At 66.3% G+C, this 21,709-nt stretch carries 21 protein-coding genes; 12 read left to right on the forward strand and 9 right to left on the reverse strand.

What is annotated here, in order from left to right; all coding sequences use genetic code 11:
• The first annotated feature begins 285 nt into the window (after positions 1-285).
• Positions 286-2,151, forward strand: a complete 1,866-nt coding sequence (locus AC3FJ6_RS02385; protein ID WP_488770531.1) for a DEAD/DEAH box helicase — start codon at positions 286-288, stop codon at positions 2,149-2,151.
• A 100-nt stretch (positions 2,152-2,251) separates the two neighbouring features.
• Here the strand turns inward: AC3FJ6_RS02385 and AC3FJ6_RS02390 are convergent, their stop codons facing one another.
• Positions 2,252-3,508, reverse strand: coding sequence for an SUMF1/EgtB/PvdO family nonheme iron enzyme (locus tag AC3FJ6_RS02390; RefSeq protein WP_400391863.1), 1,257 nt, complete (start codon positions 3,506-3,508; stop codon positions 2,252-2,254).
• A 148-nt stretch (positions 3,509-3,656) separates the two neighbouring features.
• Positions 3,657-4,763 carry an L-histidine N(alpha)-methyltransferase gene (gene egtD, locus AC3FJ6_RS02395; RefSeq protein WP_488770532.1) on the reverse strand — a complete coding sequence of 369 codons (1,107 nt, stop codon included), beginning with the start codon at positions 4,761-4,763 and terminating at the stop codon, positions 3,657-3,659.
• Positions 4,764-5,352: 589 nt separating this feature from the next.
• On the opposite strand from egtD, the gene AC3FJ6_RS02400 reads away from it, so the two are divergent.
• The 3 genes from AC3FJ6_RS02400 to AC3FJ6_RS02410 all read left to right on the forward strand — a co-directional run bounded on the left by AC3FJ6_RS02400 (position 5,353) and on the right by AC3FJ6_RS02410 (position 7,472).
• Positions 5,353-6,060 (forward strand): TerC family protein, encoded by a 708-nt coding sequence (locus AC3FJ6_RS02400; RefSeq protein ID WP_488770533.1) that lies wholly within the window; start codon positions 5,353-5,355, stop codon positions 6,058-6,060.
• A gap of 120 nt (positions 6,061-6,180) precedes the next feature.
• Positions 6,181-6,975: a thymidylate synthase gene (locus AC3FJ6_RS02405; RefSeq protein ID WP_488770534.1), complete on the forward strand. Its 795-nt coding sequence runs from the start codon at positions 6,181-6,183 to the stop codon at positions 6,973-6,975.
• On the forward strand, positions 6,972-7,472 hold the full coding sequence (locus AC3FJ6_RS02410) for a dihydrofolate reductase (RefSeq protein ID WP_488770535.1): 501 nt from the start codon (positions 6,972-6,974) through the stop codon (positions 7,470-7,472). The genes AC3FJ6_RS02405 and AC3FJ6_RS02410 overlap by 4 nt, the downstream gene beginning before the upstream one ends.
• Positions 7,473-7,538: 66 nt before the next feature.
• On the opposite strand, the gene pmbA is transcribed toward AC3FJ6_RS02410, so the two are convergent.
• Positions 7,539-8,906 carry a metalloprotease PmbA gene (gene pmbA / locus AC3FJ6_RS02415; protein ID WP_488770536.1) on the reverse strand — a complete coding sequence of 456 codons (1,368 nt, stop codon included), beginning with the start codon at positions 8,904-8,906 and terminating at the stop codon, positions 7,539-7,541.
• A gap of 48 nt (positions 8,907-8,954) precedes the next feature.
• Here pmbA and yjgA point away from each other — a divergent pair, with 48 nt between their 5' ends.
• A complete protein-coding gene (yjgA, locus tag AC3FJ6_RS02420) occupies positions 8,955-9,572 on the forward strand; it encodes a ribosome biogenesis factor YjgA (protein WP_488770537.1) in 618 nt (205 codons plus the stop codon).
• A complete protein-coding gene (mog, locus tag AC3FJ6_RS02425) occupies positions 9,569-10,216 on the forward strand; it encodes a molybdopterin adenylyltransferase (protein WP_400391844.1) in 648 nt (215 codons plus the stop codon). The genes yjgA and mog overlap by 4 nt, the downstream gene beginning before the upstream one ends.
• Before the next feature lie 47 nt (positions 10,217-10,263).
• Here the strand turns inward: mog and AC3FJ6_RS02430 are convergent, their stop codons facing one another.
• Together AC3FJ6_RS02430 and orn are read right to left on the reverse strand one after the other, a co-directional pair.
• Positions 10,264-11,145, reverse strand: coding sequence for an AEC family transporter (locus AC3FJ6_RS02430; protein WP_488770538.1), 882 nt, complete (start codon positions 11,143-11,145; stop codon positions 10,264-10,266).
• A gap of 85 nt (positions 11,146-11,230) precedes the next feature.
• Entirely contained in the window at positions 11,231-11,863 is a 633-nt protein-coding gene (orn, locus tag AC3FJ6_RS02435) for an oligoribonuclease (protein ID WP_488770539.1), read from the reverse strand.
• A gap of 162 nt (positions 11,864-12,025) precedes the next feature.
• Here orn and AC3FJ6_RS02440 point away from each other — a divergent pair, with 162 nt between their 5' ends.
• The 3 genes from AC3FJ6_RS02440 (at position 12,026) to AC3FJ6_RS02450 (ending at position 14,621) form a co-directional block, all read left to right on the forward strand.
• The gene (locus AC3FJ6_RS02440) at positions 12,026-13,276 is read left to right on the forward strand and encodes a M48 family metallopeptidase (RefSeq protein ID WP_488770540.1); all 1,251 of its coding nucleotides are present in this window, start codon (positions 12,026-12,028) and stop codon (positions 13,274-13,276) included.
• Positions 13,273-14,250: a ribosome small subunit-dependent GTPase A gene (gene rsgA, locus AC3FJ6_RS02445; RefSeq protein ID WP_488770541.1), complete on the forward strand. Its 978-nt coding sequence runs from the start codon at positions 13,273-13,275 to the stop codon at positions 14,248-14,250. Before AC3FJ6_RS02440 ends, rsgA begins: the two co-directional genes overlap by 4 nt.
• A gap of 65 nt (positions 14,251-14,315) precedes the next feature.
• Positions 14,316-14,621 (forward strand): putative signal transducing protein, encoded by a 306-nt coding sequence (locus AC3FJ6_RS02450; RefSeq protein ID WP_153945521.1) that lies wholly within the window; start codon positions 14,316-14,318, stop codon positions 14,619-14,621.
• Between the two features lie 44 nt (positions 14,622-14,665).
• On the opposite strand, the gene AC3FJ6_RS02455 is transcribed toward AC3FJ6_RS02450, so the two are convergent.
• Both AC3FJ6_RS02455 and AC3FJ6_RS02460 read right to left on the reverse strand, forming a co-directional pair.
• Positions 14,666-15,643: a CobD/CbiB family protein gene (locus tag AC3FJ6_RS02455; protein WP_488770542.1), complete on the reverse strand. Its 978-nt coding sequence runs from the start codon at positions 15,641-15,643 to the stop codon at positions 14,666-14,668.
• A 195-nt stretch (positions 15,644-15,838) separates the two neighbouring features.
• Positions 15,839-16,540, reverse strand: coding sequence for a pirin family protein (locus tag AC3FJ6_RS02460; RefSeq protein ID WP_153945522.1), 702 nt, complete (start codon positions 16,538-16,540; stop codon positions 15,839-15,841).
• A gap of 144 nt (positions 16,541-16,684) precedes the next feature.
• Here AC3FJ6_RS02460 and AC3FJ6_RS02465 point away from each other — a divergent pair, with 144 nt between their 5' ends.
• A complete protein-coding gene (locus tag AC3FJ6_RS02465) occupies positions 16,685-17,617 on the forward strand; it encodes a LysR family transcriptional regulator (RefSeq protein WP_066731515.1) in 933 nt (310 codons plus the stop codon).
• A 12-nt stretch (positions 17,618-17,629) separates the two neighbouring features.
• Positions 17,630-18,508, forward strand: coding sequence for a tRNA glutamyl-Q(34) synthetase GluQRS (gene gluQRS / locus AC3FJ6_RS02470; protein WP_488770543.1), 879 nt, complete (start codon positions 17,630-17,632; stop codon positions 18,506-18,508).
• 99 nt (positions 18,509-18,607) lie between these two features.
• Here gluQRS and AC3FJ6_RS02475 read toward each other — a convergent pair whose 3' ends face one another.
• Positions 18,608-20,155 (reverse strand): DEAD/DEAH box helicase, encoded by a 1,548-nt coding sequence (locus tag AC3FJ6_RS02475; protein ID WP_488770544.1) that lies wholly within the window; start codon positions 20,153-20,155, stop codon positions 18,608-18,610.
• Between the two features lie 272 nt (positions 20,156-20,427).
• Between AC3FJ6_RS02475 and AC3FJ6_RS02480 the strand changes: the two genes are divergently transcribed.
• Positions 20,428-20,640, forward strand: a complete 213-nt coding sequence (locus tag AC3FJ6_RS02480; RefSeq protein ID WP_488770545.1) for a hypothetical protein — start codon at positions 20,428-20,430, stop codon at positions 20,638-20,640.
• A gap of 44 nt (positions 20,641-20,684) precedes the next feature.
• Here AC3FJ6_RS02480 and AC3FJ6_RS02485 read toward each other — a convergent pair whose 3' ends face one another.
• A complete protein-coding gene (locus AC3FJ6_RS02485) occupies positions 20,685-21,683 on the reverse strand; it encodes a Bug family tripartite tricarboxylate transporter substrate binding protein (RefSeq protein ID WP_400393912.1) in 999 nt (332 codons plus the stop codon).
• Positions 21,684-21,709: the final 26 nt, after the last annotated feature.

Below are 21,709 nucleotides of genomic sequence, written 5' to 3' on the forward strand. Positions count from 1 at the left end.
CTGTCATCACACGAAGTATCAGACAGGTGCCTGGCCAGAACGCACCGCTCACCTGACGCTGCCTCGTCTCCGATCCTGATAACAGCCCGAATTGCTGTTTGCCTGCCAGGGATAATCGGCCGGTTTGCTTGAATCGCCTGCCGCCCCCTGCCTGCCGCCGTCTTGCCAGCTGAGTCTGTCGAACGGCCTACCGATTGGCGCCGAAGCCTTTTTAAGACTTTGCACTTGCGCCCACCCCTTTGCGCACAATGCCCTGGGGTGCCATGCATATTTAATACGTACGACATGACCCAGCACGAAGACTTCCGTGCGGAGCAACCTTTTGCTTCCGCCGCCGACACCACTGCCACGCCCGCCGCTGCCGTGAGCCCGCTCGACAAGCTCGACGCCATGCTCAATGCCGATGCAGCCCCGGCCGCGCAAGCGTCGGACGCACCGGAAAGCGGTTTCGCAAAGCTTGGCCTGGACCCCGCCATCCTGCGCGCCCTGGCCGAAGCCAACTACAACAACCCCACCCCGGTCCAGGCCCAGGCCATTCCCGCCTTCCTGGCTGGCCGCGACCTGCTGGTCTCGAGCCAGACCGGTTCCGGCAAGACCGCCGCGTTCATGCTGCCGGCGATCCAGCGCATCAGCGAAAAGCCCGCGCCGAATCGTCCGACCGAACCGGCCAAGCGCATGAAGGGCAAGCGCCCCCGTCCGGCCGCCGCCCAGCCGTCGCTGCTGGTGCTGACGCCGACGCGTGAACTGGCCCTGCAGGTCACCGAGGCCGCCGCCAAGTACGGCCGCCATCTGCGCCGCATCGTGTGCGCCAGCATCCTGGGCGGCATGCCCTATCCGAAGCAGCTGGCCATGCTGTCGCGCATGCCGGACATCCTGGTGGCAACGCCGGGCCGTCTGCTGGACCACATCGAAGCCGGCCGCATCGACTTGTCCGCGCTCGACATGCTGGTGTTCGACGAAGCCGACCGCATGCTCGACATGGGCTTTGCCGACGATATCGACGCCATCGTGGCCGCCACGCCGGCATCGCGCCAGACGCTGATGTTCTCGGCCACGCTGGACGCCCGTATCGGCCAGCTGGCGTCGCGCCAGCTGCGCGACCCGCAACGCATCGAGATCGCCGCCGCGCGCGCCGACCACAGCAACATCGAGCAGCGCCTGCACTTCACCGACGACATGTCGCACAAGGAGCGCCTGCTGGACCACCTGCTGCGCGATTCGTCGCTGAAGCAGGCCATCGTGTTCACCGCCACCAAGCGTGACGCCGATTCGCTGGCCGAGCGCCTGTCGGACACCGGCTTCGCGGCCGGCGCCCTGCACGGCGACATGACGCAAGGTGCGCGCAACCGCACGCTGACGGCCCTGCGCCGCGGCAACCTGCGCGTGCTGGTGGCTACCGACGTGGCCGCACGCGGCATCGACGTGCCCGATATCACCCACGTGGTGAACTTCGACCTGCCCAAGCAGGCGGAAGACTACGTCCACCGTATCGGCCGTACGGGCCGTGCCGGCCGCTCGGGCATCGCCATCAACCTGGTGAACCATGGCGACATGTTCCAGTGGCGCCGTATCGAGCGTTTCACGAACCACCGCATCGACGCATCGGTGATCGAAGGCCTGGAGCCGCGCCGTTCGCCGAAGCCGCGTTCGAACTTCGGCGGCAAGCCGGGCGGCCGTGACGGCTTCCGCGGCAACAGCGGCGGTGGCTATCGCAGCGGCAATGGCGCCGGCAACGGCGGCGGCTACCGTGGCAACAACGGCGGCAACCGCGAAGGCGGCGAACGCAGCTTTGGCGAGCGCCGCTTCAGCAACGACGGCAACCGTGGTTTTGGCGACCGGGGTAACGGCGGCGGCTTCGGCGACCGTGGCAATGGCGGTGGTTTCGGCGACCGCGGCGGCTTCGGCAACCGCGGCAACGGCGGCTACCGTGGCCAGGGCCAGGGTCAGGGCCAGCAACGCAGCTTCGGCGACCGCAGCTTCGGCGGCGAGCAGCGTTCGTACGGCAACCGCGACGGCCAGCAACGCGACGGCAACCGTGGCTTTGGTGGCGAGCGCAGCTTCGGCGACCGCAGCTTTGGCGACCGTGGCGGTGATCGCGGCGGCTTTGGCGGCCAACGCAACGGCAACAGCCGTTCGCGCTACGAGCGTTGATCGCTGATCGCTGATCCCCTGCCGGCCAGCCGGCCGGTGGTGGAACGCAAGAAAGGCACCCTCGGGTGCCTTTTCTCTTTTCTTGTTGCCGCGCGTTCGTTCACATCGCGCACGTCCGGAACCCGACGAAGGACACATCGTCCTCGGGCAGCAGGGCCGTACGGGCCCGCACATGACGCAGGCGCGACGGGCTGGCGAACGACACCCCGCGCACGGCCTGGTGCGTGCCGAAGCGGCCGATGATCTCGCCATCGGTCGGCTCGGCGGCAAAGCCCAGGTACGGCTCGTACGGGGTAGCCGTCCATTCCCGCAACGTGCCCCATTGCAGCCCGCGATTCTGCACGGCCGCCAGCTCCCATTCCACTTCCTGCGGCAGGCGGCGTCCGGCCCAGACGCACCACGCCTGGGCCTCGAACAGCGTGACGTGCCGCACCGGCTCGTCGGGATTGAGGGTGCGCTCCGTGCCGAAGCGCGACGCCACCCAGCTGCGGCTGACCGCATGGCGCGACCAGTAGCGGGGCGCCGAACGCTCCTGCGTCATCAGCCATTGCCGGCCGGCGGCCGACCAGTACGACGGATGCTCGTAGCCGCGATCCTCCACGAATTCCAGGAACTGGGCGTTGGTCACCAGCGCGGCGTCCATCTCGAACGCGGGGACGTAGACCTTCTGCGCCGGCAATTCGTCGGGCCAGGCAAAGCCGTCGGCTTCCGGCCAGCCCTGCGTGAAATTGCCACCGGGAAAGTGCAGCGTGCCCGCAGACTGCACGGCCGCCGCCGGCGAGATCGATGCCGGCTCGACCGGCGCTACTTCCAGAGCCTGCAGCAGCGTGGCCACTGTTTCGCCCTGCACGTCCTCGTAGTACAGCGCGCGGCGGAACGGATACAGCGTGGCGTCGCCGTCGTCGGGCAGCAGCGCGATGCGCCGCAGCAGACCGTCGAGCACCTGCGTGGCGTATTGCTTCACCACCGCCACGTCGGGCAGCGCGATCTCCCAGCGTTCATCCGGACCGATCCGCTCGGGATCGAACCATTCGTCCGCACCATCGAGCAAGGACGGCTCGCTGGCCACCGGCAGGCGGATACCGCCCTGCTCCAGGTGCCGCACACCGCGCAGGCACCACCATTCGGCGTGCCAGGCGATATTGCCGAGCGTCCACAGCGGCGGATTGGTGTCGTACTGACGCTGCACGGTCCAACCCTTGCGGGTCACGCCGAAGGCACCCAGCCACGCGAGCGTGCGGTTGCGCGACTCCACCAATGCCTGTGCCAACCCCTCGCGCGGCAGCCGGCGCGCGTCAGGCCAGGCCGCCGTGCCGCCGGTGAAGTGGAGATCGGGAAGCATGGAAAAGCCGCTCATCGAGGTATCCGTGACAAAGGGTGGGAATCGGTGCCGGCCGGGCCGGCTGCGCGCATTATGACACCGCGCGCCAACGCGTTCCGCCCCCCGCCCTTTCACCCTGTTGGCGGCGCGGCTTACCGCCAGCCTTTCCCCTTCGTGCCGATCGTCAGCCGCGCGCGTGAAATACGGCGAACCAGCCGCGCGGATCGGTCCAGCTGACCGGGTCGGTAAAGCCGGCCGCTTCGAGCAGGATCGCGAAGTCATCCGGCCGATACTTGTGCGAGTCCTCGGTATGGATGCGGTCGCCGGCCGCGAACCGCCGTTCGCCGTTGGGCCAGCGCACGGTCACATCGCGCTCGGCCTGCAGATGCATCTGGATGCGCGATGCCTGCGTATCGAACGTGGCCGCGTGACGCCAGTCGGCCAGCGCGAAGTCGCTGCCTACGATGCGGTTCACGTTGCGCAGCACGTTGCGGTTGAACGCGGCGGTCACGCCCAGGGCATCGTCATAGGCTGCCACCAGCGTGTCGGCGTCCTTGTACAGGTCCACGCCGATCAGCACGCCGTCTCCCGGGCCCGCCGCAGCCCGCAGCCGCTGCAGCAGCGCCAGGGCGTCGATCGGGGCGAAGTTGCCGATGCTGGAGCCCGGATAGAAGAACAGCCGGCGGCAGCGCTTGACGCTGGAGGGCAGGTCGAGCGGCCCGCACAGGTCGGCCCCCAGCCCCAGCATCGGGATCTGTGGATTCTGCTGCTGCAGCGCGGCCAGCGTGCCGCGCAGGAATTCCACCGAGATATCGAGCGCCACGTACTGGGCCGGCTGCAGGCTTGGAAACAGGCGCGCCGCTTTCTGGCAGTTGCCGGCGCCCAGGTCGATCAGCACGCAGCCGCTGCCCGCCCGTGCGGCGATGGCGGGCGCGGCCGTGGCAAAGATCGACGCCTCGGTGCGGGTCGGGTAGTACTCGGGCAGGTCGGTGATGGCCTCGAACAGCCGGGAGCCCAGCACGTCGTAGAAGAACTTCGGGCTGATGCGCGCCTGGCTGAGGCGCAGCCCTTCCTCGATCTCGGCGCGCAGCGCGCCGTTGTCCTCGCGGTATTGCTGCACGAATTCCGGGTGCGGGACCACCCCGGGCCGAACATGGCCGTTGCCGACCACGATGCGCGGCTCCGGCGCCATGTCCGGCGTAGCGTGGCCGTTCTGATGATGGGAGTTGTTGCGGGAGTTGTTGCGGGTCGAATGGGTGTCGGGCGTCTGAAGCGTAGTGGGGGCCGGCATGACGTTTCCTTGTTGTCGATGGGCACTACGGTGAATCCCTCTCAAAGCGGCGGCGCCGGCATCCGATGCTTGCCAGCGGTGGTCAGGGGTGCGCGCCTGTCAGGTCTGGTGCACACCTGCCGAACCGATCCAGATAGGATAGGTGCATATGCTTATGCGTGCGTGGCACGTTGCATCACTTTACAAACTGAATCGCACGGCATTCATGTCTTGAACTTGATACATACAAACCCCACCCCGGCAGTGCAACATTTTTTTCGTAGTTCCCTTATAATCGCCTCCAACGTGATCGCCGGAGCTTTCCGGCGGCCACGATCCCTTCCAAAGAGGGAAGTAAAAGGGGAGTAGCTTGGGGGCATCCGATGCCCTTAGCACAATCGTCATTCCGAGACGCATCGCTCGTCTCCGGTTGTGCTGACCCTGGCGCGCATTCCGCGCCAGTCAGTCGAGCAAGACCTTTGCACACCTGGTTTTTACGGTTTGCAAAGGCGCCCCCGATCACTTCCGGCGCTCGCTGTAAATCCCAGGTGCAACAAAAATCCCTTGCTGGCTCGATGGCCTGCAGCTTTTTCGTACCTGAGGAGCGTACATGGAGTGGTTTACCGATCTGTTCACGATGCAGTTCCTGACAGCCCTGCTGTCGATCGTCGTCATTGACCTGGTCCTGGCTGGCGACAACGCCATCGTGATAGCCCTCGCGGCGCGCAACCTGCCGCCGCACCTGCAGAAGAAAGCCATTGTCTGGGGCACCATCGGTGCCGTCGTGGTCCGTTCGGCCATGACGATTGGCGTGGTCTGGCTGCTCAAGATCCCTGGCCTGCTGCTGGTTGGCGGCCTGGCGCTGGTCTGGATCGCCTACAAGCTGCTGGCCGCCGAGAACGACGGCGACGAGCACGGCGCCGGCGCGGCCACGCTGATGGGTGCCATGAAGACCATCATCATTGCCGACGCGGTGATGGGCGTGGACAACGTGCTGGCCGTGGCCGGCGCCGCCCACGGCAGCTTCCTGCTGGTGGTGCTGGGCCTGCTGATCAGTATCCCGATCGTGGTCTGGGGTTCGAGCCTGGTGCTCAAGCTGATGTCGCGCTATCCGTCGATCATCTACATCGGTGCCGGCGTGCTGGCCTTCACCGCCGTCAAGATGATCCTGGGCGAGCCGATCACCAAGGCCTTCTTCGAGGCACAGCCCGCCATCAAGTGGGGGCTGTACCTGGTGATCATCGGTGGCGTGCTGGGTGCGGGCTACCTGACCCAGAAGCGTCGCGACAGCAGCCAGAAGCCGGTGGAAAGCCACTGACCCGGGCTGACCGCAATTGCCGGGAAACGCAAAAGGCCGCCTTCGGGCGGCTTTTTGCTTTCAGGCTAAAATCCCCGCTTTACGGCCCGCAAGCCGACATCACATTTCTACCCCGCGCCGATGAAACAGTACCTCGACTTCATGCGCCATGTTTTCGAGCATGGCACCGAAAAGTCCGATCGCACCGGCACCGGCACGCGCTCGGTGTTCGGCTACCAGATGCGCTTCGACCTGAACGAAGGCTTTCCGGTCGTCACCACCAAGAAGCTGCACCTGAAGTCGATCATCCACGAACTGCTGTGGTTCCTGCAGGGATCGACCAACATCAAGTACCTGAAAGACAACGGCGTCACGATCTGGGACGAATGGGCCGACGCCAACGGCGAGCTGGGCCCGGTCTACGGCTACCAGTGGCGCGCCTGGCCAACGCCGGACGGCCGCCATATCGACCAGATCAGCGAGGTGGTGCAGCAGATCCGCAACAACCCCGACTCGCGCCGTCTGATCGTGTCGGCCTGGAACGTGGGCGAGATCCCGCAAATGAAGCTGCCGCCCTGCCACGCGTTCTTCCAGTTCTACGTGGCCGACGGCAAGCTGAGCTGCCAGTTGTACCAGCGCAGCGCGGACATCTTCCTGGGCGTGCCGTTCAATATCGCCAGCTACGCGTTGCTGACGCACATGATCGCGCAGCAGTGCGACCTGGGCGTGGGCGACTTCGTCTGGACGGGCGGCGACTGCCACATCTACAGCAACCACTTCGAACAGGTGCAGACGCAGTTGTCGCGCGCGCCAATGAAGCTGCCGACGCTGAAGATCAAGCGGCGTCCCGACAGCATCTTCGGCTACCAGTACGACGACTTCGAACTGGTGGGCTACGAATCGCACCCCGCGATCAAGGCGCCGGTGGCCGTATGACGCTGCTGACCCTGATCGTCGCGCGGGCGCGCAATGGCGTGATCGGCCGCGACAACACGCTGCCGTGGCGCCTGCCCGAGGACCTGCAGCATTTCAAGCGCACCACGCTGGGCGCGCCGATCATCATGGGCCGCAAGACCTGGGATTCGATCGGCCGGCCGCTGCCGGGCCGCCGCAATATCGTGGTGAGCCGCAACCCCGCCCTGCACCTGGAAGGCGCCGAGGTGGTGGGCTCGCTGGAGGACGCCCAGCGCCTGTGCGTGGGCGTGGAACAGGTGTTCCTGATCGGTGGCGCGCAGCTGTACGCGGAGGCCCTGCCCAGTGCGGATCGCCTGATCGTCACCGAGATCGATGCTGACGTGGAAGGCGACGCCCACTTCCCGGCCATCGACCTGTCGAAGTGGGTGGAGGTTGCGCGCGAAACCCACCATTCGGCGGCCAACGCGTTCGACTATGCGTTCGTCACCTACGAACGCCCGCCGTCCGGCGAGGAATGACCCCACCCGTCCGACCATGAAAAACGGCGCCCTCGGGCGCCGTTTGCGTTTGGCCGAATGCCGGAATCAGTTGCCGGCAATCGTCATCTGCTCGATCAGGATCGACCCGGTTTCCTTGGTGCCGCGCACCAGCGCGTCGGCGCCGATACCAACGATCTGCCTGAACATCTCGACCATGTTGCCGGCGATCGTGATTTCCTCCACCGGGTACTGGATCACCCCGTTTTCCACCCAGTAGCCCGACGCGCCGCGCGAGTAGTCGCCCGTCACGTAGTTCACGCCCTGCCCCATCAGCTCGGTCACCAGCAGGCCGGTGCCCATCTTCTTCAGCATGCCGGCGAAGTCGTCGCCCGGTTGCGTCTTCGAGCTGGTCAGCGTCAGGTTGTGCGAGCCGCCCGCGTTGCCGGTGGTCTGCATGCCGAGTTTGCGCGCCGAATAGGTCGACAGGAAATAGCCCTGCACCACGCCGTCGCGCACCACCTGGCGGGCCTGCGTGCGCACCCCTTCCTCGTCGAACGGGGCGCTGCCCATGGCGCCCGGCACGTGCGGCTGCTCATTGATCTGGATATCGGGCGAGAACACGGCCTTGCCCAGCGAGTCGTACAGGAACGTCGACTTGCGGTACAGCGCGCCGCCCGACACCGCCTGCACGAAGGCGCCGAGCAGGCCGGCCGCCAGCGGCGCCTCGAACAGCACCGGGCACTTGCGCGTGGACAGCTTGCGGGCATTCAGGCGGGCCAGCGCGCGCTCGGCGGCATAGCGGCCAATGGCCTCGGGCTCGGCCAGCGCCAGCGGCGACCGCTTGGACGAATACCAGTCGTCGCGCTGCATGCCGCCGCCGGACCCGGCGATCGGCGCCGCCGAGATGAAATGGCGCGAATACGGGTAGCCGCCCACGAAGCCGCGCGACGTGGCCAGCACGAACTGCGAATGCTGGGCCGAAACGCTGGCGCCATCGCTGTTCTTGATCTTCGGCGACACCGCGAACGACGCCGCCTCGGCACGGCACGCAATGTCGATGGCACCCTCGGCGTCGATGTCCCACGGGTGGAACAGGTCCAGATCCTGCGGGTTGCGTTCGAGCAGCCCTTCCTCGGCCAGGCCCGCGCAATCGTCCTCGGCCGTGAAGCGGGCGATGTTGTACGCCGCCTCGGCCGTCGCGCGCAGCGCCTCCGGCGAGAAATCCGACGTGCTGGCATTGCCGCGGCGCTGGCCGATCATGACCGTCACGCCCACCACCTTGTCGCGGTTCTGCTCGATGGTTTCCACCTGCCCCTTGCGCACCGTCACCGACAGGCCACCGCCTTCGGAGATCTCCGTCGCGGCATCCGTCGCGCCAAGTTCGCGTGCCACGCGCAGCACATCGGCCGCCATGGCCTTGAGCTGATCCTGGGTATAGGTGAAATGCGCGGTCTTTTCGGCAGTCTGGCTCATATGGGCGGGCGTGATCAAAAGTCCAAACGGGAATCATAGCAAGATAAAATGCCGGCCATGACGCGAAATACCCGTAACAACTCCAACGGCCGTTTCCCGGGCGCCTTTGCCCCGGAAGACGACGACGACCTGCCCAAGAGCAAGTCGCAGCGCAAGCGCGACATGACCGAGCTGCAGGACCTGGGCGCCGAACTCGAGGCACTGGCCAAAGACCGCCTGGCGCGGGTGCCGATGCCAGAGTCGCTGGCGGACGCCATCCACGCTGCCCGCAAGATCACCAGCCACGAAGGCAAGCGCCGCCAGATGCAGTTTGTCGGCAAGGTCATGCGCAGCCTGGACGACGACGAAGTGGCCGCCATCCGCGCCGCGCTGGAAGGCTTCAAGGGCACCAGCAAGGCCGAGACCGCCAAGATGCACCTGATGGAACGCTGGCGCGAACTGTTGCTGGCCGACGACGCCAACCTGACCAGATTCCTGGGCGAACACCCGGGCGTGGACGTGCAGTCGGTCCGCAACATCATCCGCAACGCACGCAAGGAAAAGGAACTGGGCAAGCCGCCGAAGTACTACCGCGAGCTGTTCCAGGCCATCAAGGCCGCACTGGAAGGTGGCGATGATGGCGACGAAAGTGCCGCAACAGACACCCCAAAGGAACCCGACGCATGAATCCGCCGCTGACCGCCCCCGTTTCCCGTCACCACCCCGACGAACTGGTGGTCGGCTTCGTTTCCATCTCGGACCGGGCGTCGTCCGGCACGTACCAGGACGAGGGCATCCCGGCCCTGCGCGACTGGTTCGGCAAGACGCTGACCTCGCCGTGGCAGGCCGTGGAACGGCTGATTCCCGATGAGGCGCCGCTGATTTCGCGCACGCTGATCGAACTGGTCGACGTGGCCGGATGCGATCTGGTGCTGACCACCGGCGGCACGGGCCCGGCCCGGCGCGATGTGACGCCCGAGGCCACGCTGGCCGTGGGTACCAAGGAAATGCCGGGATTTGGCGAGCAGATGCGACAAGTGAGCCTGCACTTCGTGCCGACGGCCATCCTGTCGCGCCAGGTGGCGGTGATTCGCGAAACGCCGAGCCGGGCGGCGCTGATCGTCAACCTGCCCGGCCAGCCCAAGGCCATTCGCGAGACCCTGGAAGGCCTGCGCGACGTGGAAGGCCGCGTGATCGTGCAAGGCGTGTTTGCGGCGATGCCCTATTGCATCGACCTGATCGGAGGCCCGTATGTGGAGACCAACGAAGCCATCGTGAAGGCGTTCCGGCCGAAAAGCGCGCTGCGCGCGAAGCCGAACCCGACGGTCTGATCGGCCGATGCCGATGACGCCCTGCCCCACCCGGCGCAGGGCGTTTTTTATTTCAGCCCCAGATACAGCCCGATCGGCACGAACACCACGGCGGCGATATTGCCGAGCAGCACGATCGACGCCACCTGGTCGGGTTCCTGCCGGAAATGATCGGCCACCAGGAAATTCAGCACTGCCGGCGGCAGCGACGCGAAGACGAACAGCAGCCCGCGCTGCAGGTCGGTCATCGGCACCCACCATGCCAGCAGCAGCGCCACAGCAATACCGGCCAGCGGGCAGACCACGGCGCCCAGCACGCCCATGCCCCAGTTGCGCAGGCTCACATCCTTCATCCGCACACCCAGTGCGAACAGCATCAGCGGCACCGTGGAATCGCCGAGCAGCTTGATCGATTCGTAGACCGGCCCGGGCAGCGCAAATACCGGTTTGGCCAAGGACAGCGCCACGCCGGCCACGGTGGCCAGCACCATCGGATTGCGCGCGATCTGCGCCATCGACGCCTGCCGGTTCACGATTTTCATGCCGATCGTGAAATGCATCAGGTTCGAAGCCGCGAACAGCGCCGCGGCCGGCGCCAGGCCCACCTGCCCGAAGGCAAAGACCGACAGCGGCAGCCCCATGTTGCCGCAGTTGTTGAACATCATCGGGGGCACGAACGTGCGCGGATTGGCGCCGCTCATACGGGCCACCACCCAGGCCAGGACGCCCGAGCCGATGACCACGGCCACGGCGCAGGCCAGCAGCACGAGGTGATCGGCCAGCACGAAATCCTTGCTGATGAATGCCGATACCACCAGCAACGGCGCGATCACTTCGAGCATCGCCTTGTTGATGCCCGCCATGTCCGGATGGGCACGCCGCCCGTATATCCACCCGATCAGGATGATCAGGATGACCGGCGTGATGATCGAGACGATGCGCGTGAACATGGCAGGGGCGAGGCTGGACGGACTCAGGCGGCGTGGCCGGTCCGTCGTGGAGCCCGCCCGCCGGGTTCTTGTTCTTGAGAGGGTGTTACGCGGCGGGGGCGGCGGGGGCGGCAGGTGCTGCCGGTGCCGGCAACGTGGCGGCCGCTTCGGCCGGCGTCTTGATGAAGTGCTGGCGGTAGTAGCGCAGTTCTTCCACCGATTCCAGGATGTCAGCCAGCGCCGTGTGCAGCTGACGCTTCTGGAAACCCTTGTGGATGGCGGGCTCCCAGCGTTTGCACAGTTCCTTGAGCGTCGAGACGTCGAGATTGCGATAGTGGAAGAACGCTTCGAGCTTGGGCATGTAGCGCGCCATGAAGCGGCGGTCCTGGCAGATCGAATTGCCGCACATCGGCGACTTGCTGGCCGGCACCCAGCGTTTCAGGAAGGCCAGCAGCTCGGCCTCGGCCTGGGCTTCGGTCAGCGTCGATGCCTTGACCTTGTCGATCAGGCCCGAGCGGCCGTGCGTGCCCTTGTTCCAGTTGTCCATGCCGTCGAGCACGGCATCCGACTGGTGGATCACCAGCACCGGCCCCTCGGCCAGGATGTTCAGTTCGGAATCGGTAACCACCACCGCCACCTCGATGATGCGGTCGGTATCCGGCTGCAGGCCGGTCATTTCCATGTCCAGCCAGACAAGGTTGTTTTCACTTTTGACGGAGGATGCGGCGGGACTTGTCATCTGGCGGTACGGCTCGATATGGGCTTGGAAAAGGAATTGCCCCGGATCGGCGGGTGGCCGGGGGCGAACAATTTATAATTCTCGCATATCTGCCCCGGATGGCATGCCGCGCACTTCGGCTTTCCCGTTGCTGCGCCGCGCCATCGTCAACAAGGCTTGCCGATGTTCACGCTGATCTTTCTTGCCGCCCTGGTCATCATGGTGCTGACCAAACTCTGGCTCGCCTCGCGCCAGATCCGCCATGTGGCGCGCCATCGCGGCGCCGTGCCCGCGCGGTTTGCCGACACCATCGCCCTGTCCGCCCACCAGAAGGCGGCGGACTACACGATTGCCCGCACCCGGCTGTCGATGCTCGAAGTGCTGACCGGCGCCGCCGTGCTGATCGGCTTCACGATGCTGGGCGGCCTGCACGCGCTGAACCAGTTCTGGCTCCATACCTTCCCGGACAACGCCTACTTCTACGGCGTGGCGCTGATCGCCAGCGTGGCCATCATCGGCGGGCTGTTCGACCTGCCCTTCTCGCTGTACGGCCAATTCGTGATCGAGCAGCGATTCGGGTTCAACAAGATGACATTCGGACTGTGGCTGGCCGATCTGGCCAAGATGGCCGCAGTGGCCACCGTGCTGGGCCTGCCGCTGCTGCTGGCCGTGCTGTGGCTGATGGATCGCGCCGGCCCCTACTGGTGGCTTTACACCTGGCTGCTCTGGGTGGGCTTCAGCCTGTTGCTGCAGGTCATCGTGCCCACGTACATCGCCCCGCTGTTCAACAAGTTCGAGCCACTGGCCGACGAAGGCCTGCGCGAGCGCATCGAGGCGCTGCTGCGCAAGTGCGGATTCGCCAGCAAGGGCCTGTTCGTGATGGACGGCAGCCGGCGCAGCGCGCATGGCAACGCCTATTTCACCGGCTTCGGCGCGGCCAAGCGCATCGTTTTCTTCGACACGCTGCTGGAACGCCTGGACGGCGAGGAGGTGGAGGCGGTGCTGGCTCACGAGCTGGGCCACTTCAAGCGCCGCCACGTGGCCAAGATGATCGCGGTCACGTTTGCGCTGTCGCTGGTGTTCCTGGCCATCCTGGGCTGGCTGGCCACCCGCGAGTGGTTCTACACGGGCCTGGGTGTGCTGCCGAACTTCGGCGCCAGCAACAATGCGCTGGCACTGGTGCTGTTCTTCCTGGCGCTGCCGGTGTTCACGTTCATTTTGGGGCCGCTGGCCAGCCAGTCGTCGCGCCGGCATGAATTCGAGGCCGACGAGTTCGCCGCGCACCAGACCAATGCCGGGCACCTGGTGTCCGCACTGGTGAAGCTGTACAAGGACAACGCGTCCACGTTGACGCCGGACCCGATCTATAGCGCGTTCTACTACTCGCATCCGCCCGCGGCCCAGCGGATCGACCGCCTGCTGTCGCACGCATGACCCGCAGCGCACGCCATCACAACGCCGGCAGGGGCACCGGCAAGGGCAACGGGGCCGCTACGGAATCCGCACTGATCGTCGCCGCGCATGGCCGCCACTACGTGGTGGAACGCACCGATGGTTCCCACCTGCATGCCTTCCCGCGCGGCAAGAAAAGCGACGCGGCGGTGGGCGACCACGTGCGCATCGAACTGGCCGCCGTGGACCAGGGGGTGATCACCGGCATCGATCCGCGCAAGAACCTGCTGTACCGGTCAGACCAGTTCAAGTCGAAGCTGCTGGCGGCCAATATCGACCAGGTCATCATCGTGCTGGCCACCGAGCCGAGCTTTTCGGAGGATCTGCTGGGCCGCGCGCTGGTGTCGGCCGAGGCGCTGGAGATCCGCCCGCTGGTGATCTTGAACAAGACCGACCTGACCGGGCGGCTCGACGACGCGCGCCGCCGCCTGAAGCTGTACCAGGATCTGGGCTACGACACGCTGGAGCTGTCCGTCCATGGCCGCCCCGACGAGGCCCTGGCCGCGCTGCAGCCGCGCACTGCGGGGGTGTCCAGCATCCTCATCGGGCAGTCGGGCATGGGCAAGTCGTCGCTGCTGAACCTGCTGATTCCAGGCGTGGAAGCCCAGACGCGCGAGATTTCGTCGAAGCTCGACTCCGGCAAGCACACCACCACGTTCACGCGGCTCTATCACCTGCCGGCCGAATGGGCCGTGGTCGAGGGCCAGCCCGGCTATCTGATCGATTCCCCGGGCTTCCAGGAATTCGGCCTGCACCACCTGAGCGAAGGCATGCTGGAGCGCGCCTTCCCGGAATTCCGGCCGCAGCTGACCGAATGCCGTTTCTATAACTGCCACCACATCAACGAGCCCGGCTGCGGCGTGCTGGGCGCCATCGACAACGGCACGATCTCGCCGCGCCGCCACCAGCTCTATACGCAGCTGCTGCACGAATCGCGTCAGCAGAAGCCGTGGTAAGCCCCGGCTGGCAATCGGCACCGGCCGTGGTAAGGTAAAAGCACCCTGCCTGCCACGGCTTCAACATGAAACTGCTGCTGAGGACGCCTTCGCTGGTCCATGCCGCGCATTGCCAGAACGTGCTGGATGCAGCCGGCATCCGCGCGGAAGTCCGCAACACCTGGCTTGCCGGCGCGGCGGGCGATATCCCGCTCAATGAAAGCGCCCCGCAGGTCTGGATTCTTGACGACGCGGCCGAGGCCGATGCCTGGGCCGCGCTCAATGCGGCGGCCAATCCCGCGCCGGGGCCACGCTGGCAGTGCCACCGCTGCGGCGAATGGCACGAGGCGCAATTCGCCGCATGCTGGCACTGCGGCGCGCACCGGGAATAAAAAAAGCGCCACGACCGTGGCGCTTTTTCCTTGTCCGTCGGGGGTCAGCCCACCCAGAGGGCCAGCGAGATCATCGCCAGCAGCAACATCCACAGGATCACGGCACGCCAGACCAGACCCACCGCCGACTGCAGCGTACGGACGCCGGGGTCCGCGCCAAACTCGGGCGGCACCGGCTCGGCCTCGCTCATGCCCGGCGCGTAGTCCACGCCAGCCAGGCTCGTGCGCAGCATGACGCTCGAATCCTCTTCGGCCAGCGGCTGGCCCAGCCGCACGCCGAGCGCCCCGCCGCCACTGGCCAGCAGGATGCCGTTGACCGCGTCGTTCCACTTGCGCGCGTGGTTGCGCCAGGCGTAGACCGCGTCCTCGAAATTGCCGACGATGGCAAACCCGATCGACGTCAGCCGCGACGGCACCCAGTCCAGCACGTAGAACGCGCGCGCGGCGAAACGCCCCAGCGCCGGGCTGCGTTCGTTCGACGGCGTATTCCACTGGCGATTCAGGAATTCGGCCGTGCGATACAGCACCACGCCGCCGGGGCCGATCGGCACCAGGAACCAGAAGAACACCCCGAACACATGGCGGTGCACAGCCACGATGGCCGCTTCCAGCGTGTGGCGGACAATCTCGCTGACGGGCATTTCCACCGTGTCGAGCCCGGTCCATTCATGCAGCAGCGTGCGGGCGGTATGCAAATCGTCCCGGTTCAGCGCCTCGTGAATGTCGGTGAAGTAATGGCTGAACTGGCGGAAGCCCAGCGTCAGGTAGAGCAGCAGGACGTTCCAGACCAGGGTCAGGGCCACGCTGATCGACGCCAGCAGGTAGTGGACAAACACCACGGCCAGCGTGAGCGGCAGCACAACGGTGAGCCACGCCAGCGCGGCGTCGCGCGGGCGACCGGTGTCGAAGGCGTGCTCGGCGCGGTCACCCAGCACACGCACGATGTCGTAGATGGGATTGTTCCGGCCGAGCGCCCGGAATTGTTCGGCAATCAGCGCCAGGAGAATGGATACGAAGGTCATCGCGTGACGATTAATCGGCGCACGGCGTGTGCCGCGGCGGTCGCATGCCGGATAGGCCAGACGATAGCATAGCGGCAAGTGTTCCAAGTACCTGTAAGCACTGGTTACGGGTAAACAACTGACAGCCGCGCAACGGGCGGCCGCGCAACGCAAACGCCCGCCAGGGCGGCGGGCGTTTGGAGTGCACTTCACCGGTCACGCCGGCAGGTCGAACACCAGCACTTCGGCGTCGGCGCCCTTTTCCAGGCTCACGGCATCCTCGCCGGCAAGCTTGGCGGCGTCGCCCGTTTCCAGCGGCTGGCCATTGACCGTCACCCGGCCGCGCGCCACATGCACGTAGGCCTGGCGCCCCGGCTGCAGCGCCAGCGTGGCCGCTTCGTCACCGTCGATCAGGCCGGCAAACAGGCGCACGTCCTGATGGATCACCACCGAGCCGTCGGCGCCGTCCGGGCTGCCCACCAGGCGCAGGCGGCCCCGCTTTTCGGTGGCGTCGAAGGTCTTTTCCTCGTAGCCCGGCTCGATGCCCTGCTGGTTCGGCATGATCCAGATCTGCAGGAAGTGCGTCGTGGCGTCTGCCGCATGGTTGTACTCCGAGTGGCGTACGCCCGTGCCCGCGCTCATGCGCTGCACGTCGCCCGGACGGATGACGCTACCGTTGCCCATGCTGTCCTTGTGGGCAAGTTCACCTTCCAGCACATAGCTGATGATTTCCATGTCGCGATGGCCATGGGTGCCAAACCCCATGCCGGGCGCCACACGGTCCTCGTTGATAACACGGAGCGGGCCAAACTGGATATGGCGCGGGTCGTAATAGTCGGCAAACGAGAACGTATGGTACGACTTGAGCCAGCCATGGTCTGCATAACCGCGATCTTCAGACTTACGGATTTCAATCATTTTGATGGCCCTCCTTGTGGCCTGGAATCGAACCCTTCAGCTCTTGGCTGCGGGCCCGGCGGCGTTTCGATGCTAGGCAGTTTAGGGGAGCGGGAGTATATTGGCGGGCACCGCGTTAGAAGCACTTGTTCAGAAATTCTGAATATGCCCCTGTCACTCGAATCCCTTGAAGTCCTTGACGCCATCGAGCGCAAAGGCAGTTTTGCGGCCGCCGCCCACGAAATGGGCAAGGTGCCCTCCGCACTGACCTATGTGGTGCGCAAGCTCGAGGAAGACCTCGACGTACTGCTGTTCGATCGCCGCCGGCACCGTGCCGAACTGACGCCGGCGGGCCGCGCGCTGCTGGACGAAGGCCGCCACCTGCTGCATGCGGCCGACGACCTGGCACGGCGCGTCAAGCGCCTGGCCACCGGCTGGGAAGCCAGCCTGAATATCGCCGTGGACGATCTGGTCAATTTCCGGGCCCTGCTGCCCGTCATCCAGGACTTCTACGCCGAGAACACGGCCACCCGGCTGCGCTTTGCCAAGGAAGTGCTGGGCGGCACCTGGGATGCACTGGTCAGCAACCGGGCCGACCTGATCATCGGCGGCGCGTACGAGATTCCGAGCACCCAGGGCTTCCAGGTGCGGCCGCTGGGCACGATTCCGTTTGTCTTTGCCGTGGCCGCGCATCATCCGCTGGCCACCGAGGAAGGCCCGCTCACGACAATCCAGATTGCCAAGCACCGCATCGTGGCCGTGGGAGATACGTCGCGCAACCTGCCCGCGCGCACCCATGGCGTGCTGGCCGGCCAGGACGTGCTGGTGGTGCCCACCATGCGCGACAAGCTCGAAGCGCAGATCCGCGGCCTGGGCTGCGGCTGGCTGCCCGCGCCGATGGCACAACCCCATATCGAAAGCGGCGTGCTGCAGGTGCGCGAAACCGTGGAAGTGCGCGCGCCCGGCAACTTCAAGGTGGCATGGCGCACCAACACCCGCGGCAAGGCGCTGCAATGGTGGTCCAGCAAGCTCGACGATCCCCGCCTGGCGCAGGCCTTGATGCAGCAGGCGCCGCAGCAACCGGAGTCGTTCGAGTAAGTCCGCCGCACCATGCCGCAACGTTACCGGGGGCGCTTCGCCCCCTCTCCCACCGGCCCGCTGCATCTCGGTTCGCTGGTGACTGCGCTGGCCAGCTGGCTCGACGCGCGCGCCCATGGTGGCGACTGGCTCGTGCGGATCGAGGACATTGACTACCCGCGCTGCGTGAAGGATGCCGACACTGGCATCCTGCGCACACTCGACGCGCTGGGTCTGCGGCCCGACGAGCCGCCGGTCTGGCAAAGCCGCCGCGAGTCGCGCTATGCCGACGCACTGCGGCAACTGGACGCCGCCGGCAGCCTGTATCCATGCGGCTGCTCCCGCAAGGAAATCGCAGATTCGCTCATCCACGTGCGCGAGCGGCACCAGACGCTCGGTTATCCGGGCACCTGCCGCAATGGCCTGCATGGCAAGCTGCCGCGCGCGTGGCGCGTGCGCGTGCCAGACGGCCCCGCGGCCACGATCTGCTTTGACGATCGCTGGCAGCGGCGCCAGTGCCAGAATCTGGAAACCGAGCTTGGCGATTTCGTGCTGCGCCGGGCCGACGGGCTCTGGGCGTATCAGCTGGCCGTCGTGGTCGACGATGCCGAACAGGGCATTACCCACATCGTGCGCGGCGCCGATCTGCTCGACTCCACGCCGCGCCAGATCCATCTGCAGCACCTGCTGGGCCTGCCCACGCCGTCGTACCTGCACGTGCCGGTGGTGGTCAACGCGATGGGCGAAAAACTGAGCAAGCAAAGCGGCGCGCAGGCGCTGGACACGGCCGCGCCGCTCGATGCGCTGCGGCAAGCCGGCGCGCACCTGGGCATCGTAAACGGAGAAGCATCGGTCACGGCCTGGCTGGCGGCGGCCACGGAGCAGTGGGCGGAACAGTGGCTGGATCGGTGAGGCAGCGCGCCGCCCATCGAACCCGACCCGCTCGTCGTCGCCCGAAATGAAAATGGCCCGCGTTGAGCGGGCCATTTTGCTTGTGAAGCCTTGGCGATCTTACGACTTGCGCGGCACACCGCCCAGCAACGCCGCCACCGGGCGCTTGGGCGCCTGACGGCCACGCGTGAGCGCGGCGGCCAGCTGATCCTCGGCCTTCGGCGCCGGCGTGTAGTTGCCCGACGGCTCGTACGGACGCGAGAAGAACGGATCGTCCGACGGACGGAACGCCGGCCGGCCATTGGGTTCGGTACGACGGCGGCGCGGGGCCGATTCGTCGCGCTCGCCGCTGCCACCGGCCGCACCGGCTGCGCCACCCGTGGCACCGGCACCGCCGTTGTCGCGCGCACGGCGCACGTCCGAGCGTTGGCGGCGACGGTCCGATTCTTCCTGGCGCGCACGCTCGCCGGTCGGGTCGAAGCCTTCAAGCGTGCCGCGCGGCACGCTGCGCTTGATCAGCTTCTCGATATCGGCCAGCAGGCGGTCATCGTTGCCCGGCACGTGGATCGACAGCGCATCGCCGCTGGCGCCGGCACGACCGGTACGGCCGATCCGGTGGACGTAATCCTCGGCGCTGAACGGCAGGTCGAAGTTGATCACGCACGGCATGGCCGGGATGTCCAGGCCGCGCGCGGCCACATCGGTGGCCACCAGCGCATCGATCGTGCCGCTCTTGAAGCCGTCGAGCGTCTGCATGCGCTCGGTCTGCGTCTTGTCGCCATGGATGGCGGCGGCGTTGATGCCTTCGCGTTCCAGATGGCGTGCCAGCCGCGAGCAGCCGATCTTGCTGTTCACGAACACGATGCACTGCTTCGACTGCTGCCCGGCGGCACGCTGCTTGAGCAGGTGCACCACGGCGGCCTGCTTGTGGCCGTCCGGCACGGAATAGACCACCTGGCGCACGTTCTCGTTGGTCGAGTTGCTGCGCGCCACTTCGATCGTCACCGGTTGCTTCAGGTAGCTCGACGCCAGCTTCTTGATCTCGGGCGAGAACGTGGCCGAGAACAGCAGCGTCTGGCGTTGCGCCGGCAGCAGGTTGATGATGCGCTGCAGATCGGGCAGGAAGCCCATGTCGAGCATGCGGTCGGCCTCGTCCAGCACCAGCATCTGCACCTGCGACAGGTTCACCGATTTCTGCTGCACGTGATCGAGCAGGCGGCCCGGGGTGGCCACGAGGATTTCCACGCCACGGCGCAGCGCGTCGGTCTGCGGATTCATGTCCACGCCACCGAACACCACGGTGCTGCGCAGGTCGGTGTGCTGCGCGTAGCGCGCCACGTTGTCGTAGACCTGGTCGGCCAGTTCGCGCGTGGGCGTCAGCATCAGCGCACGCACCGGGTGGCGCGCCGGCGACGCGCTGGCGTTGGCCATCGGCAGCAGGCGCTGGATGATCGGCAGGGCAAAGCCGGCGGTCTTGCCGGTGCCGGTCTGTGCGGCGCCCATGACGTCCTTGCCCAGCAGCACCACCGGAATGGCCTGTGCCTGGATCGGCGTGGGCTTGGTGTAGCCCTGGTCGGACAAGGCACGCAGGATGCGTGCGTCCAGCCCGAAGCTTTCGAACGTCTGCTCTGCGGCTGGGGTCTGGTCTGGGGTGTTGGTCATCGTCATCAATGAGGTGTCGGTGCAGGGCGCGGAGCCGAGGCAACGGACACGCGTCTGGTACGGTTCAACGGGCGGCGCGCGGGGGAAAACGCGCGAAAAGATGAATTGCCCGGAAAATCAAAGACTTGGATTCTACCACCAGAGTCCGGGGGCGCACACGGGGGCGGAAGGGCAGTATCGGTGTCTGACACGTCAATGAAATGTCAACAACGCGTCACAAAAGCTGGCGAGGATATCGCCCGGCCATGTCCATACATGGACACCCAAAGCCTTCGACCATGACGACCCGCCTGCCCTCGCTGCCCGCAACACCCCCATCCGACGCCACCCGCCGCAGTTTCCTGCGCACTTCGAGCCGCTTTTTCGGCCTGGGCGGGGGGCTGACCATCGACACGATGGGCCAAGGCCGGGGCATCCGCCCCGAATCGGAAGCCATCGTCCGCGGCGACGGCTGGCACTGGGCCGAGCACTGGAAACTGCGCGCCGTCTGACCCGCATCAAGCAAGCCGGGCTGGAAAACGGCTTCAGACAGCCATCAGTCGCTCTTGATGTTGTTGTCCTTGATGACCTTGCCCCACTTGGCATAGTCGTTCTGCATGCGCGCGGCAAGCTGGTCGGACGGCAGGTATGACGCCACCGTGCCGGCGCCCAGCATCTTCTGCTGCACGGTCGGATCGGCCAGCGCGCCCTTGAGCGCGTCGGACAGCTTGGCCACCACGTCCCTGGGCGTGCCGGCCGGCACCAGCAGGCCACCCCACGACGACGCGTCGAAACCCGGGAAGCCCTGCTCGGCCACGGTCTTCACTTCCGGGGCAAACGTGACGCGCTTGCTCGACCCCACCGCGATCGGACGCAGCTTGCCAGCCTTGATATGCGGCAGCGCGGCGATCATGTCCGAGAACATCATCGGCACCTGGCCAGCCAGCAGGTCGGAAATCGCAGGCGCGCTCCCTTTGTACGGCACGTGCTGCACGTCGAAGTGGCCCAGGTTCTTCAGCAGTTCGGTGGACAGATGGCCAAAGCTGCCGTTGCCGGCGCTGGTGTAGTTCATCTTGCCGGGAGCCGCCTTGGCCTTGGCGATGTACGACTGCAGGTCGGTCACATCTGGCAGCGACTGCGGGTTCACGACCATCACGATCGGCAGCTCGTAGGCGTTACCAACCGGCGTGAAGTCCTTGAAGATGTCGTAGCTCTTGCGCGGCAGCAGGTGCGGCGCCAGCAGCGTGGGCGTGGCCAGCATCACCAGCGTGTAGCCATCGGGCGCCGCCTTGGCCACGGTTTCGGTGCCGATGGTGCCCGAGGCACCGGGGCGGTTGTCGATGACGATGGTCTGCTTCAGCGTCTCGCCCATCTTCTGGCCGATGATGCGCGCGGCCGTGTCGGTCGGGCCGCCCGCGGGGAACGGCACCACCAGGCGAATCGGCTTGTCCGGGTAGTGCTGTTGCGCCAGCGCGGACGCCGATGCAAACGGCAGCACGGCTGCCAGGGCCAGCGCGGACAGCGCCAGACGACGGGATTGACGACGGTGTTGCACAGTGCTTCCTCCAATATCGGCCCGGT

The organism is Cupriavidus sp. 94F1 (genome assembly GCF_057798875.1).